We start from the raw sequence: 17045 nt of genomic DNA, 5'->3' as shown, positions 1-17045 counted from the left end.
AAATGTACGTATCTTTTAATTTCAATTGGTTACGATGTCGAGGTGATTAATTTCGTCATCAAATATCGATATTTACTCACTACCTTGTGAGAGATCTCGCACAAGGCAGCGAGTAAAAAGGGAGGATTATTCCCTACTGACCAATGGCTGCACCTTCACGACGAGGGTCTGCAGCACCTTCTAGACCATCTTTTGTGATGCGAATAGCGTGTAAACCCGAGTTAAGATCGCGAACGTTGACCTCAAATCCCATCTTTTCTAGCTCAGGTTTGAAGTTTTCCGCTGATGTTCCTTTTTCCAAATCTAAGGTACCGAAGCGATTTAGGAAGTGTGGTTGGTTGATCGCTTGTTGGATATCCATGTCCCATTGGGTGTGAGCAATGATCGCTTGTGCCACATAACCGATGATACGGCTGCCTCCCGGAGAGCCAATTGCCATGTAAGGTTTATCGTCTTGCATGATAATGGTCGGCGCCATTGAAGAACGTGGACGCTTACCTGGTTCAAGTCGGTTCGCGATAGGCTTGCCATCGTTATGAGTCTTGAATGAGAAGTCGGTCAGTTCGTTGTTGAGTAGGAATCCTCTTACCATCAGGCGTGAGCCAAATGCGTTCTCGATGGTGGTGGTCATCGATACGACATTGCCATCACTATCGACAATGTTGAAGTGGCTGGTGGACGGCAACTCAATAGAAACATCTTGGCTTCTCTGCATCGCATGATCCCACGGTGGGGTGCCTGAAGGTGCGCTGTCTAATGCCTTACCTGCGGTAATTAACTGAGCACGCTCCTGCAAATAGTCAGTATTCACTAACCCTTGGGTTGGCATAGGCACATAATCTTGGTCTGCCATGTACATACCACGGTCTGCAAAGGCTAAGCGAGAAGCGTCTGCTAACACTTGCCAAGATTTTGCGTCGTTTGGCCCCCATGATTTGAGGTCAAACTGCTCAGTCATTGCAAGGATTTGTCCAACCGTTAACGCACCAGAGCTTGGTGGCCCCATTCCGCAAATATCGTAGCTTTCATAAGCAGAACAAACCGGTTCGCGCTGCTTGATCGAATAGGCGTCGAAATCTTTCTGTGCCAATACGCCCGGGTTACCTTTCGCTGTTTGTACTGTGTTAATGATGTCGGCAGAAATCTCACCTTGGTAGAAAGCTTTAGCACCATCCTTCGAGATAGCGTGTAACGTTGCCGCGTATTCAGGGTTCTTAAGTTGCGTGCCAGCGGCTTTCGGGCTGCCATCGGCATTGAAGAAGTAGGCTTTAGTTGTCGCAAAGCGGCTCAGACGTTCTTGGTCGTTTTCGATCAAGGTGGCTAAACGTGGGCTGATAGTAAAACCTTCTTCAGCTAACTGAGCGATAGGTTTAATCAGTGATGCCCATTCGAGCTTGCCGTATTTCTGGTGAGTGTCCCACAGCAATTGCACCGTGCCCGGCGTGGCAACAGAACGACCGCCAACCACGGCATCATAGAATTTAAGCGGTTGTCCGTTTTCGTCTTGGAATAGACGTGGGGTGGCATCAAGTGGCGCAGTTTCACGGCCATCGTAGGTCTTGAGCTGTTTGTCTTTGCCATCAAAATAGACAAGGAACGCGCCGCCACCAATACCTGATGACTGAGGTTCCACTAAGCCAAGCATAAGCTGCATGGCAACCATGGCGTCAATTGCGTTACCACCACGGGCAAGTACATCAGCACCGGCTTGTGTTGCAAGAGGGTTGGCTGCGGTGACCATCCAATCGTTGGCTTTAACGAGTTGTTTGGTTTCTAAACCACTACTTTGTTCGGGTGCGACGGAATCGGCAGCTTGATTTGCCCAACTGACGTGAGAGGCAAAAAGTAGGGTAGAAGTGGCGAGGGTTGTTAGTTTTGTTTTCCACTGCATGATCTTCTCCTTTTAATATGCAGAGCTAGATTGGCAGCGGAAAGATTAGATAGCCAGTGCGTTGTTAACGAATTGTAATCTTGATTCGAATTTAAGCGATTAAACCGGACAGCGACTGCCAAAGAATACTCGCGCCAATCAGGCTGAATACCACGCCACATAAGCCATCGATGTATACCGTTGCTTCGCTAAGTTTCTTCTGTAGAGCCTTAGTCGAAAGCATCCACGCCAGTAGTGAAAACCAAAACAGAGACAGACCAAACAAGATAATAAGCGCAAAGCCTTTACCTGATAGAGACATGTCGGCAGGCACTAAGCTCGACATCAAGCTAATAAAGAACACCAAAGCTTTTGGGTTGAGAATATTGGTCGCAAACCCTTTCGAAAATGCCTGACGCTTGTTGGTCAGAATCAGATCTTTGGCATTGACGGTATCGTCGTCATCGTCGTGGTTCTGAATGATTTGCCAGGTTGCTTTAAGTGCACCGTAGCCTAAGTACAGCAAGTAGCTACCGCCAGCCAACTGGATAATGGCAAATAGGGTTGGTTGCTGGTGGACTAGGTAACTGATTCCCGTCAGGCTGAGCAACGAATGCAGTAAGATCCCGCAAGATAAACCAAGCGCAATGTACAAGCCTGTTTGTCTGCCGTGGCGTGTCGCATTTTGCACGACTAACGCAAAGTCAGGGCCGGGGCTCATCAAAGCGATGAAATGGATAGAGGCGAGGGTGATCAGTATGGTGACTTCGTTCATGTCAGTTCTCAATAACGTTGCCGCTATTATTAAATAAGTAATCGTATTGAGCGTAGCTTACCGCGATTTGAAATCGAGCAATTGTAAATTATCAACACTTAGTTGATTTGTGAGGGTGGTACGCCGAATGTGGTTTTGAATGCCTTGGAGAAGTGTGCTTGATCATAGAAGCCTACTTGGTGCGCGACTTTAGTACCACAGATCCCAGATTTAATCAGGCGCATGCTCTGTTCCATACGTAAACGGCTCAGCCACGCGTAAGGGGTGATGCCCATTCTGTTCTTAAAGTGGCGTTGGAATTGAGTTGTGGTTAAGCCGCACAGCTCAGACAGTTGTTCTAATCGCACTGGCTGGTCCAAATTCGCCATCAAATAGTCTTTGAGTGTATTAATCGATTGATTACCCAGTTTGATGTCACTCTTCGATCCAAATTTTGCATAACGATCGACAATCGTTGAGAACCCCTCGAATGGTAAGCAATCTTGAGCGAGTTGGCTGATGCTTTGATTGATTAACAGGCCGTGTAAGTTGCGTAATTGTAAAAACGCAGCTTGATCGGAGAGGATCAACTCAGAAAAGCCTAATGTGTGACCATTTTGCTTGGGATCGGCAAGATCTTGAAACCATTGAGGAGAAACTGCAAACACACTGACTTGATAACCTGAATCGAGTTTGGAGTGCCCATCATGCAGCTCATCAGGTGGCATGATAACCACTTGGCCTGCACCGACATGGTGGCTCGCCCCTTTATAGGCGAATTTTTGCTGCCCTTGGGTAATTAAGCCGATGTGAAAGTCCAAATGATAGTGACGCTGAAAAGCAAACTCTTGGTATTGAGCTTGGATCAGGCTGATATCTTCTGTTGGGGTAGAGTAGTAGTGGACTTTATCCATGGTACAAAAAAGCTTGGTCAAATAGTCATCAATTCAACCAAGCTTATCTGCGTATTAAGGGATTGTCTTGTAAAAAACGATCAATATCACTGTTTCGCGCGTTTGTTCTTCTTGTTGTTACGCAGGCCATCAAAGCTGAAAATAACCAGTGCTCCCCATATGAAAGCAAAGGTAATCGCTTTATCTGAGGTAAAGGCTTCACCGTAAATCAGAACCGCCAGTAAGAACATCAAACTTGGACCGATGTACTGGAAGAAACCGAGTGTCGATAGCTTCAAGCGAGTTGCAGCGCCAGTAAAACACAGTAATGGAACCGTGGTGATCACACCGGCAGCAACCAATAACAGGTTGAGTTGCATCGGGTTCATCGATAAGTTTGAGGTCGGGCTATCGGCAATAAACAGTAAGTAGGTTGCGGCGAGAGGCAGCATCACCAGAGTTTCAATGAACAGACCCGTTTGCGCTTCTAAGCTGACTTTCTTACGCAGCAAGCCATAAAAACCAAAGCTAAAGGCTAGGGCAATGGCGACGATCGGTACTGAGCCGAAGGCAATCAATTGGATTAATACGCCAATCGCAGCAAGAGCTACAGCAAACCATTGCAGCTTACGTAAGCGCTCACCGAGGAAGAGCATTCCGAGCAATACGTTAATCAGCGGGTTGATGTAATACCCCAAACTGGCATCGAGCATGTGATTGGAGTTCACCGCCCAGATAAAGATCAGCCAATTTGCACCCACCAAAATAGACGTCGCTACCAAATAGAGCATTTTTGGTTTTGAGGTCAGGGTGTCACGAACTTTACGCCAGCTGCGGCCAATGTGTAGTAAGAAAGCGAGTAGGAAAAAAGACCATACGACACGGTGGCTGAGGATCTCTAACGGGGAAACGTCACTTAAAGATTTGAAATATATAGGGGCGATACCCCACATTGTGTAGGCGCCGACGGCAAGCAAAACTCCTTGGCGCGTACGTTGTTGTTCTTCCTGTGTCATGCATCTTTCTCTAGCACTGAGTGCTTATTAATAAGATTTATAAGAGAGTTGGTCAGTATAGGAGCGATAACCTTTTTCACCTAACAATTTGCGGTTTAATTCGCCAGCGTTCCCCTCTACAATGTGCGACTTGCTTGCCGAAGATGCTTGCTGATTTCATACCTCGATTAGGAACCACAATGACCGCCACTCTGATTGCTGAGCAAATACCAACTCCCGCGAATGATGCGCAAACCATCTTGCAAGATGTGTTCGGCTATCAAAGCTTTCGCGATGGTCAGCAAGAGGTCATTGATTTGGCCGTTGAAGGCAAAGACAGCTTGGTGATTATGCCAACCGGTGGTGGTAAATCTCTGTGTTACCAAATTCCGGCTTTGGTTCGTGAAGGGCTGACTCTGGTTATCTCACCGCTGATCTCGTTGATGAAAGACCAAGTCGACCAATTGAAGGCCAATGGTGTTGCCGCTGAGTGTATTAACTCTTCAATGCCACGTGACCAATTGCTGAATGTGTTCAATCGTATGAACTCAGGTCAGCTGAAAATGGTGTATGTGTCACCAGAGCGTGTGTTGATGCGTGATTTTATCGAGCGTCTTCAAGGTTTACCGCTTTCGATGATTGCAGTCGATGAAGCGCACTGTATCTCTCAATGGGGTCACGACTTCCGCCCTGAATACGCATCATTAGGTCAGCTTAAACAGTATTTTCCGCATGTGCCTTACATGGCGCTCACAGCAACCGCTGATGATGCGACGCGCAAAGATATTATCTCGCGCTTACAGCTCCTGGACCCGCATACTTACTTAGGCAGCTTTGATCGCCCTAATATTCGCTACAACTTGGTTGAGAAGCACAAACCCGTGTCACAGGTGGTTCGCTACCTAGAAACACAAAAGGGCAATTGCGGCATCATCTACTGTGGTAGCCGTAAGAAAGTGGAGATGGTGACCGAGAAGCTGTGCAATAACGGTATTCGCGCCGCGGGTTATCACGCTGGTATGGACACCGATGAGCGTGCTTACGTTCAAGAAGCCTTCCAACGCGATGATATTCAGATCGTGGTCGCGACTGTGGCTTTCGGTATGGGCATCAACAAACCCAACGTACGTTTCGTGGTGCACTTTGATATCCCACGTAATATCGAGTCTTACTATCAAGAGACAGGCCGTGCAGGTCGTGATGGTTTGCCTGCTGAAGCGATGATGTTGTTTGACCCGGCTGATATGGGTTGGCTGCGTCGTATGCTAGATGAGAAAGAAGAAGGCCCACAGAAACAAGTTGAGATGCACAAGCTGAATGCGATGAGTGCCTTTGCTGAAGCGCAAACGTGTCGTCGTCAGGTTCTGCTTAACTATTTTGGCGAATATCGCGAGAAGCAATGTGGCAACTGCGATATCTGCCTCGATCCACCTAAGCATTTTGATGCGACTAAAGAAGCGCAGAAGGCGTTGTCTTGTGTGTACCGTGTCAATCAGTCGTTTGGTATGGGCTACGTAGTCGAAGTGATGCGTGGTATGCAGAATATTCGTGTCCGTGATAATGGTCACGATAAGCTATCTACCTACGGTATTGGCCGCGATCACAGTCATGATTACTGGATCAGTATCTTCCGTCAGCTGATTCATAAAGGCTTGCTGTTCCAGAACATCACTCGTAACTCAACTTTACAGCTAACAGAAGAAGCCCGCCCGCTGCTGCGCGGTGAGATGTCTTTGGAATTGGCTGTTCCTCGTTTAGATACAGCGGTGCGTAATGCTAAGTCCGATAAGTTAAGCAGCAAGAATTACGATAAGAAGCTGTTTGCGAAACTGCGTAAGCTGCGTAAGTCGATTGCTGATGAAGATGGCTTGCCACCATATGTGGTATTCAGTGACGCGACCTTGATTGATATGGCTGAAATACTACCTACTTCATACGGAGAAATGCTGGCAGTCAACGGTGTCGGTCAACGTAAACTCGATAAGTACGCAGACCCATTCCTAGATCTGATTCAAGAACACATCACCACACACGGCTAGTTTGCGAGAAACGTCTAACTAATAGAAAAAGAATAAGGTTGATAGGGACATGACAACACAAACAGAATTTGGCTTAAGAGAGTATTTAGCTGAGGAAGGGCGTTTATTGATTACGTCTCCAAGTTTTGATTTTGATTCTTATGAAGTGCTAGGTGAAAAGCTGGTGGCGTTGTTGTCAGCGTCAGTTGTTGAAAAGCAATGGGACGCCGATATGCATTCTTGGTTGATTGATTTTGAAGATTGCCGAATGTTCTTAAAGTCCGAACATTACAGTGAATCAATTTGGTTTGAGTCGTTAAACGCTGAAGAAAGCCGAGAAGAGTTTGATTATCTCGCGACGCTTTTCAAGCGCGGTTTTTAACTTTTGGCATCTCTTCTAAAACACAGCTTCTAGAGCTATTCACCAATAAAAGTGAGAATAAACGTTTGCGTTTGTTCTCACCGTTGCAGCCAATATTGATTAATGTATAATCGCCCGCCGCTCAGCAGAGCAATTTTTAGATACATTTTTTAATTCACATTATTGGTAAGAGCTTTCTTGGATTATTCGAAGAAATGACTCGATTTGGGTTCCCTCACCCCCAAACCAAACTAAAAAGGTACAGCATGAGTAACTTTACCCCTGCGCAACAGCGCAAAGCCTTAGCACTATTAGTTTTGTTCCATTTGGTGATTATTGCGTCAAGCAACTATCTGGTTCAGCTACCTTTTACCGTCTTCGGTATGCACACCACTTGGGGTGCTTTCACTTTCCCGTTTATCTTCCTAGCGACCGATCTGACCGTACGCATTTTTGGCGCGCAGCTTGCCCGTAAAATCATTTTCTTAGTGATGCTACCAGCTCTGGCCGTTTCTTATTTCTTGTCAGTGGTGTTCTTTGAAGGTTCATTCCAAGGCTTTAGCCAACTAGGTGAGTTCAACTTGTTTGTTGCACGTATCGCCGCGGCGAGCTTCATGGCTTATTTACTGGGTCAGATCTTGGATGTACATGTTTTTAACCGCCTACGTCAGCTTAAACAGTGGTGGGTAGCCCCAACATGCTCAACGTTATTCGGTAATGCCATTGATACCATCGCATTCTTTGCGATTGCTTTCTACCAAAGCCCAGATCCATTTATGGCCGAGCATTGGACTGAGATTGCCTTAGTCGATTACGGATTCAAACTTATCATCAGCTTAGGCTTGTTCGTGCCTATGTACGGCGTGCTTCTTAACTACATTGTTAGAAAGCTAACCGCAGTGAACCCTGACTTTAAAGCGACAGGCGTGAACGCTTAAGTTTGAGATTTGTAACACAAAGCATTAATGCAGCGATAAGAAAAAGCCCAAGTTAGTCTACTAACTTGGGCTTTTTTTAATTTCTAGCGTCAGATACTAATATCAGAGGCATTTAATATTCAATGGCCAGCCAATATCGGTTTGTCTATTCGACTCGATCTCTAGCTCTGCAGCGGTCAGCGGATTGTCAGCTAACCATTGCTTAGAAAGCGTTAGGGTTAGATTGTTGTCATTCGTCGTCAGTTTGAACTCAGGCTCTAGCGCTGGGTTACGACGGTGAGTTAACAAAATAGCCAAACGCAGAATACGTAAAATACGCTTGCTGCTGGTGCCTGAGATAGCGTGTTGCTCTGGTAATGAGGTTAACTGTTCACGGTAGCGACGAGTTAACTCACCCAAGTAGTGCTTTTGCGCTCGAGTAAAGCCAGGTAGGTCTAAGTTTTGCAGCAGATAAGCGCTGTGCTCACCGCCTTTTTTGAAATCGATGGTTAAACCAATCTCGTGAAGCTTAGCTGCCGTTTGCAATAGCACACCAGCTTGAGGTTCTGAAACCCACGCTTCGGCGCCCGCTTGGTCTAGCAGCGTTTGTGCGACTACAGCAACTTGTTCACCGTAGCTTACGTCCATTTGGTAGCGTGATTGAACACTCTTAATGGTACGCGCTCGGATATCTTCTTGGCGAAGCTCATCAACCATCTCGTAGGCTAGGCCTTCACGGAGTGCGCCGCCTGCGAGTGTCATTGAATCTATTTCAAGCAGCTCAAAAATAGCAATAAGAATAGAAAGGCCACTCGGGAACACTAATGCGCGTTCAAGGGTAAGTCCTTCGATTTCTAGCTCTTCCAAGCGCTCAGTAATCATCGCTTGTTTCTGTAGACGCTTAAGTTTGGCATGAGTAATCACTTCATCCATGCCTTGCGCCAACATGATCTCTTGCAGTGCTTGAACGGTACCGCTGGCGCCCACACACACATCCCATCCGATATCAGTGTAGCTATCTAGGATAGGAGCCAACGTCGACTTCGCCGCTTCAATGGCGTTGTTAAAGTTGGTAGCGGTTAATTGGCGGTTTTTAAAGTGGCGCTCAAGCCAAGTAACACAGCCCATCTTTAGGCTGGTTAGTGCTTTCGCTGAGAAGCCTTCACCAATGATCATCTCGGTGCTTGCGCCACCAATATCAACAACCAGTCGGCGGCCGCTGCCACCAGAAGTGTGTGCTACGCCTTTATAGATAGTCGCAGCTTCTTCTTCTCCGGAGATAACATTGATGTCGTAACCAAGGATCTGGTTCGCTTTCTCTAGAAATATATCCACATTGATAGCAGTACGTAGGGTCGCTGTACCGACAATGCGGATATTTTCTTTCGGAATATCTTGAAGTCGCTCTGCAAAGAGACTCAAACAGTCCCAACCGCGCTGCATGGCTTCTGTACTAAGCGCATTATTTTCATCTAAGCCTGCAGCTAAACGCACTTTGCGCTTAATTTTAGCCATGGTTTGTACGCTGCCATCGATATGACGCACAACGAGCATATGAAAACTGTTCGACCCGAGGTCGATTGCAGCGTAAAGCGGGGGTGACACTGTTTGACTCATAAGCGACTAAGCTTCCTTGTTATGACGCGGTTGGCGTGGGCGACGGTTCTGGTTTGGTTTACGGTTCCCGTTGCGTGGGCCATTGTTGTTTGAGCGGCGTTGTTGCGGGTTACGTGTACGTAAGCGCAATGGTGCTGGTAGATCTTCTAGCAGTGCAGAAGCATCGTAGTCAGACACAGGGATCGCGTGCTCAATGTATTCTTCGATTGGTGGCAAGTTGATTGCGTAATCTTCACAAGCAAAGCTGATCGAGTGACCACTTGCACCAGCACGACCTGTACGGCCGATACGGTGAACGTAATCTTCACAGTCATCAGGTAGGTCGAAGTTGAATACGTGTGTTACTTGAGGAATGTGTAGACCACGTGCTGCAACGTCGGTTGCGACAAGCAGGTCAACATCACCTTTAGTGAATTGCTCAAGAATCTTTTCACGTTTCTTCTGAGGAACATCGCCAGTTAGCAGGCCAACACGGTGACCATCTGCAGCTAGGTGACCCCAAACAGACTCACATTTGTGCTTAGTGTTAGCGAAGATGATAGCGCGCTCTGGCCACTCTTCTTCAACTAGAGTCTGCAGCAGTGCCATTTTGTGTTCGTTTGATGGGTAGAACAGCTCTTCCTGAATGCGGTGACCTGTTTTACGCTCTGGCTCAACAACAACATGCTCTGGGTTGTGCATGTGTTCGAACGCTAGCTCTTGTACGCGGTAAGACAATGTCGCAGAGAACAGCATGTTCAGGCGATCTTTTGGCTCAGGCATACGGCGGAACAAGAAGCGGATGTCTTTGATGAAACCAAGATCGAACATGCGATCAGCTTCGTCAAGAACAACAGCTTGAATGTGGTTAAGGTTAAATACCTTCTGCTTGTAGAAATCGATGATGCGGCCAGTCGTACCAATTAAGATATCTGCGCCTTCTTCGATTTTACCTAGTTGCTTGTCGTAGCTTTCGCCACCGTAAGCAAGTGCTGCCTTGATACCTGTGCTTTCAACCAGAGAGTCAGCATCGTTGTAGATCTGAATCGCGAGTTCACGCGTTGGTGCCATAATAATCGCACGTGGCTGGTTAGGCTTACGCCCTTCATGCTCAGATGTTTTTAGCAGGTGGTTAAAAGTAGCAGTAAGAAACGCAAGCGTTTTACCAGTACCCGTTTGGGCCTGGCCTGCAATGTCTTGGCCGGTGAGCAGTACCGGGAGCGCCAAGGCTTGGATAGGGGTACAATAATCGAACCCTTTTTTCTCCAATCCTTCAATGACTTGCGGAAGTAAATCCAAGTCGGCGAACTTTTGCTCTGTGATATGCGTCTTTTTCATTGCTATAGAATATCAGCTTAAGCTTGCAATACGAAAGTAAATACATTCCAATAGGGCATCTATTTACTGGTTATCATCCAACCAGTTCTAAAAAATACATTGGAGTGGAAGATGAGTGATAAGATTTTGCAGCTAACTGATGACGGTTTTGATAACGATGTAATCAATGCTGCAGGCCCTGTTCTTGTTGATTTTTGGGCAGAATGGTGTGGTCCATGTAAAATGATTGCGCCGATTCTTGATGAAATCGCAGACGAGTACGAAGGCAAGCTCACAATCGGTAAATTAAATATCGACCAAAATGCTGGTACTCCACCAAAGTTTGGTATTCGCGGTATTCCAACGCTACTTCTTTTCAAAGATGGCGGCGTAGCAGCGACTAAAGTTGGTGCATTATCTAAAACTCAACTTAAAGAGTTCTTAGACGCTAACCTTTAATCAGGTCAGCATTTGAAAAGAAACCGTGCAGTTAACAAATGCGCGGTTTTGTTTTTTCTAAGCTATGGACTAGTCTTAGTTTTAGTGCTAATTTATCGCACGTTAATTGAACGAATTTCTCTTCTTGGTCGATCCTGTGACCAAATCCTTCTTAACTTAAGAAAACAGATCCTATTTTGACTAAACAAACTTCCACCACTATGAATCTTACTGAACTGAAGAACAGACCTGTGTCTGAGCTTGTTAAACTTAGCGAAAGCTTAGGTCTTGAAAATCAAGCTCGCCTAAGAAAACAAGACATTATCTTCTCCATCCTTAAAGCGCATGCAAAAAGTGGTGAAGACATCTTTGGTGATGGTGTTCTAGAAATTCTTCAAGACGGTTTTGGTTTCCTACGTAGCGCCGACAGTTCATACCTGGCTGGCCCAGATGATATCTACGTATCACCAAGCCAAATTCGTCGTTTTAACCTACGTACAGGTGACTCTATTGGCGGTAAAATCCGTCCACCTAAAGACGGTGAGCGTTACTTTGCACTGCTTAAAGTAAACACGGTTAACTACGACAAGCCAGACAACGCACGTAACAAGATTCTTTTCGAAAACCTTACTCCTCTTCACGCTAACGAACGTATGGTGATGGAAGCGGGTAATGGTGCGACTGAAGATATTACGGCTCGTATTCTTGACCTTGCATCTCCAATTGGTAAAGGTCAGCGTGGTCTGATTGTTGCTCCGCCTAAAGCGGGTAAGACAATGCTTCTGCAAAACATTGCTCAAAGCATTGCACGTAACCATCCTGAGTGTGAACTAATGGTTCTACTTATCGATGAGCGTCCAGAAGAAGTAACAGAAATGCAGCGTCTAGTTAAAGGCGAAGTAGTTGCTTCAACATTCGATGAGCCAGCATCTCGCCACGTACAAGTTGCAGAAATGGTTATCGAGAAAGCGAAGCGCCTTGTTGAACACAAGAAAGATGTAGTTATCCTACTGGATTCTATTACTCGTCTAGCTCGTGCTTACAACACTGTGATTCCTTCATCAGGTAAAGTTCTTACTGGTGGTGTTGATGCGAATGCTCTACATCGTCCAAAGCGTTTCTTCGGTGCGGCACGTAACGTAGAAGAAGGCGGTAGCTTAACGATCATCGCAACAGCACTGGTTGATACTGGTTCTAAGATGGATGAAGTTATCTACGAAGAATTCAAAGGTACAGGTAACATGGAACTGCACCTTAACCGTAAGATTGCTGAAAAACGCGTATTCCCAGCGATTGATTTCAACCGCTCTGGTACTCGTCGTGAAGAGCTTCTTACCAAGAACGATGAACTACAGAAGATGTGGATCCTGCGTAAGATTGTTCACCCAATGGGCGAAATCGACGCAATGGAATTCCTTATCGACAAGCTAGCAATGACGAAAACGAACGATGAGTTCTTTGACGCAATGCGTCGTCAGTAATATTGATTAGCTGATCGTATTTAATAAGCGCTGCCCTCGGGTGGCGCTTTTTATTTGCATTTTGTAGCGCCAGCTTGCAGAATGAGCAAAAGTGTTACAAGGACGTTAAAATGCAACATGGACTGTTGTCATCATTACTCCTGTCTACTTCACTGTTATTTTCACCGGTTGGTATGAGCTATGCCACCGAGATGTCTCCACTTACAGTAGAGTCTTGGCTTGAGAATGATCAAGTAAAACTGAAAACTGCTGAACTACTAGAGCTTGTCGTACGTGACGAAGTCAATTCGCTACGCTTTGCGCTTGAGCGCCTGACATTTCCCCAGCAAGAGGTGGCTCGTTACCAACTCTTGAAGAAGCTTGAACAGCAAAAAATCGTACTCACACCCAAGATGTCTATCTTCATCGAGCAGCAACTTGCTATCACGCCCACTTATCAAGTCTTAGAACGTGGCGATGGCTATGAGTTTACGGTACCTGCCTTTAATTACCCTTCAATTGCTAATCGCCTTATTAAACAATGGCGTCAAGATCAGAAGACATTGGTATTTGTGCTAGATGCAGAGAAACAGGAACTCGACCTAAAAGAGTGGTTATCTGGATCTGAACATCAAGTTCAAACGCGAGAAGCGTTGCTCATTAGAGAGCTAGACAGTTTGTCTCCTGAAGCGGTTGATTACCTAACTAAGCAACTCACCGCATCTTCTATTGTTAGTTGGTTACCTTCTACTGAGGTGGTGGTTCGATTAGCGCAAGTGAGCGAAGACCCAGAGGTTTACAAAATTCTATGGCGAATGAAGGCCGATTATCATAGCCAAGCTGAGCTAGTTCGCCTTGCTGAAACCAAACAAACGTTCGCGCTTGAACAGGTGATGGCAGCGACTAAGAACCCGCGTTTGAAAGATGAAGCGATTACTTTGCTTACCAAAGTTAACCCGTTATCAGAAGAGGTGAAGCTGTTCCTTGTCTCTAGGATTGCGATTGCTGATGAAGCACCATTAGTTGCGCGTGAACTCGCCAAACAAGGTCATACGCGATGGTTGCAAGATCTCGTCAATGATAACCCTCAGGTGAAGAGTTCTTTGATCGAGCAAGCATTACCGTAAAGTGGATTTTGCCTCTCAATAACCACACTAAAAAGGGGGACCTCAGCGTCACCCTTTTTGATATACTGAGCGCAGAATAATCAGCATGTAGAAGTCCTATGAGTTTTAAAGATTTACGTGATTTTATCGACCATCTTGAAAGTATTGGTCAGTTGAAACGCATTTCTCACCCAGTCGATCCAGACTACGAAATGACCGAGATTAGCGACCGTACTCTACGTGCTGGTGGCCCGGCTCTTTTGTTTGAAAATCCAGTAGGCTATGACATGCCCGTTTTGACCAATCTATTTGGTACACCTAATCGGGTTGCTATTGGTATGGGACGTCAAGAAGTCAAAGAACTGCGTGAAGTGGGCAAGTTGCTTGCTTACCTAAAAGAACCTGAGCCACCAAAAGGCTTTAAAGACGCTCTTGATAAACTACCTGTGTTTAAGCAAGTCTTAAACATGCCAGCTAAACGCCTTCGCAAAGCGGCTTGCCAACAAGTGGTATGGCAAGGCGATGACGTCGACCTAGATAAAATCCCTGTGATGAGCTGTTGGGCTGATGATGTCGCGCCATTGCTAACATGGGGTTTAACGGTTACTCGTGGTCCAAACAAGAAACGCCAAAACTTAGGTATCTATCGTCAGCAGAAGATCGGCAAGAATAAAATCATCATGCGTTGGTTAGCCCACCGTGGTGGAGCATTGGATCTGCGTGATTGGATGGAAACTAACCCTGGGAAACCATTCCCAGTATCGGTAGCGTTTGGTGCTGATCCTGCCACCATTCTTGGTGCGGTTACGCCAGTGCCGGATAGTTTATCTGAGTACGCGTTTGCAGGCTTACTACGTGGTAGTAAAACTGAGGTCGTTAAATCAATCAGCAACGACTTAGAAGTTCCCGCAAGTGCAGAAATCGTGATGGAAGGTTACATCGACCCGAATGAATTCGCAGATGAAGGGCCTTACGGAGATCATACTGGTTACTACAACGAGAAAGAAAAGCACCATGTGTTTACTATTACTCATGTAACCATGCGCGAGAACCCTATCTATCACAGCACCTATACTGGCCGTCCACCTGATGAGCCAGCGGTATTAGGTGTTGCGCTAAATGAAGTGTTTGTGCCTATTCTTCAAAAGCAGTTCCCAGAGATTGAAGATTTCTATCTACCGCCTGAAGGTTGTTCGTACCGAATGGCAGTCGTGACCATGAAGAAGCAATACCCAGGTCACGCTAAGCGAGTGATGATGGGTGTATGGTCTTTCTTACGCCAATTCATGTACACCAAATTTGTATTGGTGTGTGATGAAGATGTGAATGCACGTGATTGGTCTCAAGTAACCGCAGCGATGTGCGAACATATGGATCCGTCACGCGATAGCCTGATGATAGAGAACACGCCGATCGATTCATTGGATTTTGCCTCACCCGTGGTTGGGTTAGGTTCTAAGATGGGTCTAGATATTACTAAGAAGTGGGACGCAGAGTTAGCGTTATCGCCAGATGTCCAAACAGCACCTGTAAATAGTGAACATATTGAGGGCAGCTTGGCTGAGTTAACCAAGGTTCATCCTGAAATTATTGATGTTCACCTGCAAAACGACAATGCCAGCATGGTTGTGGTGTCTATTGATAAGCAAGCTGCCGGTAATGGTAAGAAAATCATGGAAGCGGTTTGGTCTCAATTTGATGAGAACAAGTTTGTTATCGTGTGTGATGGCGATGTCAATGTGAGTGATTGGAATGACATCATTTGGGCTGTAACGACAAGAATGGATCCGGCGAGAGATACGTTATTCCTGCAGAACGAAACTGGACACTCAAAAATGGGTCTCGATGCGACCAATAAGTGGGAAGGTGAATGCCTGCGTGAGTGGGGTGTACCAATCACAAAAGATCCTGATGTTGTGAAAAAGATTGATAGCATCTGGGAACAGCTAGGAATTTCATGAGCTACCAAGTAGTCTTATACCCAGAAAACATCAGTTTCACAGTAGAAAAAGGGCAAACGGTCTTGGATGCTGCGCTCAACAGCGATATCTATTTCCCAAACCGTTGCCAAGTTGGCGCATGCGCAATGTGTATGTGCAAAAAATTAGAAGGGCAAGTGAGTTACCACCTTGAACCCATGCTCACAGAGAAAGAGCAGCAACAAGGCTGGATTTTTGCTTGCCAAGCATTTGCAGAAAGTAATTTAGTTCTAACCTTTGCCGATTAAGGGTTAGTAAGAGGAAGAACATGACTATTAAATGTAAAGTGAAGTCTATCGAGCCTTTGGCTTGTAATACTTACCAAATCCTACTTCACCCAGAAACACCGGTCGCTTTTAAAGCGGGCCAGTACCTGATGGTTGAAATGGGCGAGAAAGATAAGCGCCCATTCTCTATCGCAAGTAGCCCTTGCCGCCACGAAGGTGAGCTTGAGCTGCACATTGGTGCTGCCGAGCACAACGCTTACGCACTAGAAGTGGTTGAAGCGATGAAGAAGGCACAAGCTGAAGATGGCGATATTGCGATTGATGCTCCACACGGAGATGCTTGGATCAAAGAAGAAAGCGATCGCCCTCTATTACTTATTGCTGGTGGCACGGGTTTCAGCTACGTGCGCTCTATTCTTGATCACTGCATCGCGCAAAATAGCTCGAAAGAGATCTACCTATACTGGGGCGCAAAAGATGAGTGCCAGTTATATGCTAAAGAAGAGTTGGTTGGCATTGCAGAAAAGCATAGCAATGTGCACTTTGTACCGGTAGTAGAAGAAGCACCGGAAGTTTGGCATGGCCAAACAGGTAATGTGCTTGAGGCTGTTATGCAAAGTTTCGAATCATTAGCTGATTTCGATATCTATATTGCAGGTCGTTTTGAAATGGCGGGCGCTGCAAGAGACCTATTTACTCAGAATAAAGAAGCAAAGCGTGACCATATGTACGCTGATGCTTACGCATTTATCTAACAATACCCTTAGATTTTGAGCAAAAAGAGAGCAGAAATGCTCTCTTTTTTACGTTTAGGTGAACTATTAGGCAGTTAACCCCTATTTATTCATTTTTCATGAAAAAGTAGTTGCTAAGCTGAGAGGGTTCCCTATAATGCGACACCACTGAGACGGCAGACGCCACAAGGCTTCAGCAAGAATCAGTAAGACGGAAAGCGACAAAAAATTAATTTTCAAAAAGTGTTTGACACTGAATGTTAATTCGCTAGAATGGCCGTCCACTTCGAGAGGCTCCTTACTTAAAAGGAACGCTCAAGAAGTTAAGCTCTTTAACAATTTAAACCTATCAATCTGTGTGGGCACTCGTTGATGAATAT

General features: G+C 45.8%; 15 protein-coding genes. 9 read left to right on the top strand and 6 right to left on the bottom strand.

Annotated features, from left to right (window positions below; genetic code table 11):
• Nucleotides 1–133 precede the first annotated feature (133 nt).
• The 4 genes from ggt to rarD form a co-directional block, all read right to left on the bottom strand.
• Nucleotides 134–1891 (bottom strand): gamma-glutamyltransferase, encoded by a 1758-nt coding sequence (gene ggt, locus AB6D06_RS20465; protein WP_372111640.1) that lies wholly within the window; start codon nucleotides 1889–1891, stop codon nucleotides 134–136.
• 91 nt (nucleotides 1892–1982) lie between these two features.
• Complete coding sequence (locus tag AB6D06_RS20460) at nucleotides 1983–2645, bottom strand: LysE family translocator (protein WP_017061328.1); 663 nt, start codon at nucleotides 2643–2645, stop codon at nucleotides 1983–1985.
• Between the two features lie 98 nt (nucleotides 2646–2743).
• Nucleotides 2744–3538 (bottom strand): AraC family transcriptional regulator, encoded by a 795-nt coding sequence (locus AB6D06_RS20455; protein WP_017065745.1) that lies wholly within the window; start codon nucleotides 3536–3538, stop codon nucleotides 2744–2746.
• A gap of 86 nt (nucleotides 3539–3624) precedes the next feature.
• Entirely contained in the window at nucleotides 3625–4533 is a 909-nt protein-coding gene (gene rarD / locus AB6D06_RS20450; protein ID WP_017061330.1) for an EamA family transporter RarD, read from the bottom strand.
• Between the two features lie 179 nt (nucleotides 4534–4712).
• Between rarD and recQ the strand changes: the two genes are divergently transcribed.
• The 3 genes from recQ (at nucleotide 4713) to AB6D06_RS20435 (ending at nucleotide 7829) form a co-directional block, all read left to right on the top strand.
• Entirely contained in the window at nucleotides 4713–6551 is a 1839-nt protein-coding gene (recQ, locus tag AB6D06_RS20445) for an ATP-dependent DNA helicase RecQ (RefSeq protein WP_017062982.1), read from the top strand.
• A 49-nt stretch (nucleotides 6552–6600) separates the two neighbouring features.
• The gene (locus AB6D06_RS20440; protein ID WP_017061332.1) at nucleotides 6601–6912 is read left to right on the top strand and encodes a DUF3630 family protein; all 312 of its coding nucleotides are present in this window, start codon (nucleotides 6601–6603) and stop codon (nucleotides 6910–6912) included.
• A gap of 245 nt (nucleotides 6913–7157) precedes the next feature.
• Nucleotides 7158–7829 carry a 7-cyano-7-deazaguanine/7-aminomethyl-7-deazaguanine transporter gene (locus AB6D06_RS20435; RefSeq protein WP_017061333.1) on the top strand — a complete coding sequence of 224 codons (672 nt, stop codon included), beginning with the start codon at nucleotides 7158–7160 and terminating at the stop codon, nucleotides 7827–7829.
• 102 nt (nucleotides 7830–7931) lie between these two features.
• Here the strand turns inward: AB6D06_RS20435 and gppA are convergent, their stop codons facing one another.
• Complete coding sequence (gene gppA / locus AB6D06_RS20430) at nucleotides 7932–9425, bottom strand: guanosine-5'-triphosphate,3'-diphosphate diphosphatase (RefSeq protein ID WP_017062980.1); 1494 nt, start codon at nucleotides 9423–9425, stop codon at nucleotides 7932–7934.
• A 6-nt stretch (nucleotides 9426–9431) separates the two neighbouring features.
• Entirely contained in the window at nucleotides 9432–10742 is a 1311-nt protein-coding gene (gene rhlB, locus AB6D06_RS20425; protein ID WP_017062979.1) for an ATP-dependent RNA helicase RhlB, read from the bottom strand.
• Nucleotides 10743–10853: 111 nt separating this feature from the next.
• Here rhlB and trxA point away from each other — a divergent pair, with 111 nt between their 5' ends.
• The 6 genes from trxA to fre all read left to right on the top strand — a co-directional run bounded on the left by trxA (nucleotide 10854) and on the right by fre (nucleotide 16686).
• Nucleotides 10854–11180 carry a thioredoxin TrxA gene (gene trxA / locus AB6D06_RS20420; protein WP_010440700.1) on the top strand — a complete coding sequence of 109 codons (327 nt, stop codon included), beginning with the start codon at nucleotides 10854–10856 and terminating at the stop codon, nucleotides 11178–11180.
• 200 nt (nucleotides 11181–11380) lie between these two features.
• The gene (gene rho, locus AB6D06_RS20415) at nucleotides 11381–12640 is read left to right on the top strand and encodes a transcription termination factor Rho (protein ID WP_017062978.1); all 1260 of its coding nucleotides are present in this window, start codon (nucleotides 11381–11383) and stop codon (nucleotides 12638–12640) included.
• Between the two features lie 110 nt (nucleotides 12641–12750).
• Nucleotides 12751–13746 carry a hypothetical protein gene (locus AB6D06_RS20410; RefSeq protein ID WP_372111636.1) on the top strand — a complete coding sequence of 332 codons (996 nt, stop codon included), beginning with the start codon at nucleotides 12751–12753 and terminating at the stop codon, nucleotides 13744–13746.
• Between the two features lie 98 nt (nucleotides 13747–13844).
• Nucleotides 13845–15686 carry a 4-hydroxy-3-polyprenylbenzoate decarboxylase gene (ubiD, locus tag AB6D06_RS20405; protein ID WP_017059250.1) on the top strand — a complete coding sequence of 614 codons (1842 nt, stop codon included), beginning with the start codon at nucleotides 13845–13847 and terminating at the stop codon, nucleotides 15684–15686.
• Nucleotides 15683–15952 carry a 2Fe-2S iron-sulfur cluster-binding protein gene (locus tag AB6D06_RS20400; protein WP_008224727.1) on the top strand — a complete coding sequence of 90 codons (270 nt, stop codon included), beginning with the start codon at nucleotides 15683–15685 and terminating at the stop codon, nucleotides 15950–15952. The genes ubiD and AB6D06_RS20400 overlap by 4 nt, the downstream gene beginning before the upstream one ends.
• A gap of 20 nt (nucleotides 15953–15972) precedes the next feature.
• On the top strand, nucleotides 15973–16686 hold the full coding sequence (fre, locus tag AB6D06_RS20395) for an NAD(P)H-flavin reductase (RefSeq protein WP_017059251.1): 714 nt from the start codon (nucleotides 15973–15975) through the stop codon (nucleotides 16684–16686).
• The last annotated feature ends 359 nt before the right edge of the window (nucleotides 16687–17045 follow it).

Origin of the sequence: Vibrio sp. 10N.239.311.G01 (assembly GCF_041465805.1) — a bacterium.
In the GTDB taxonomy this organism is placed as follows: domain Bacteria; phylum Pseudomonadota; class Gammaproteobacteria; order Enterobacterales; family Vibrionaceae; genus Vibrio; species Vibrio crassostreae_C.
The sequence above is the reverse complement of the archived record's forward strand: the minus strand, read 5'-3'. Positions and strand labels throughout refer to the sequence as shown.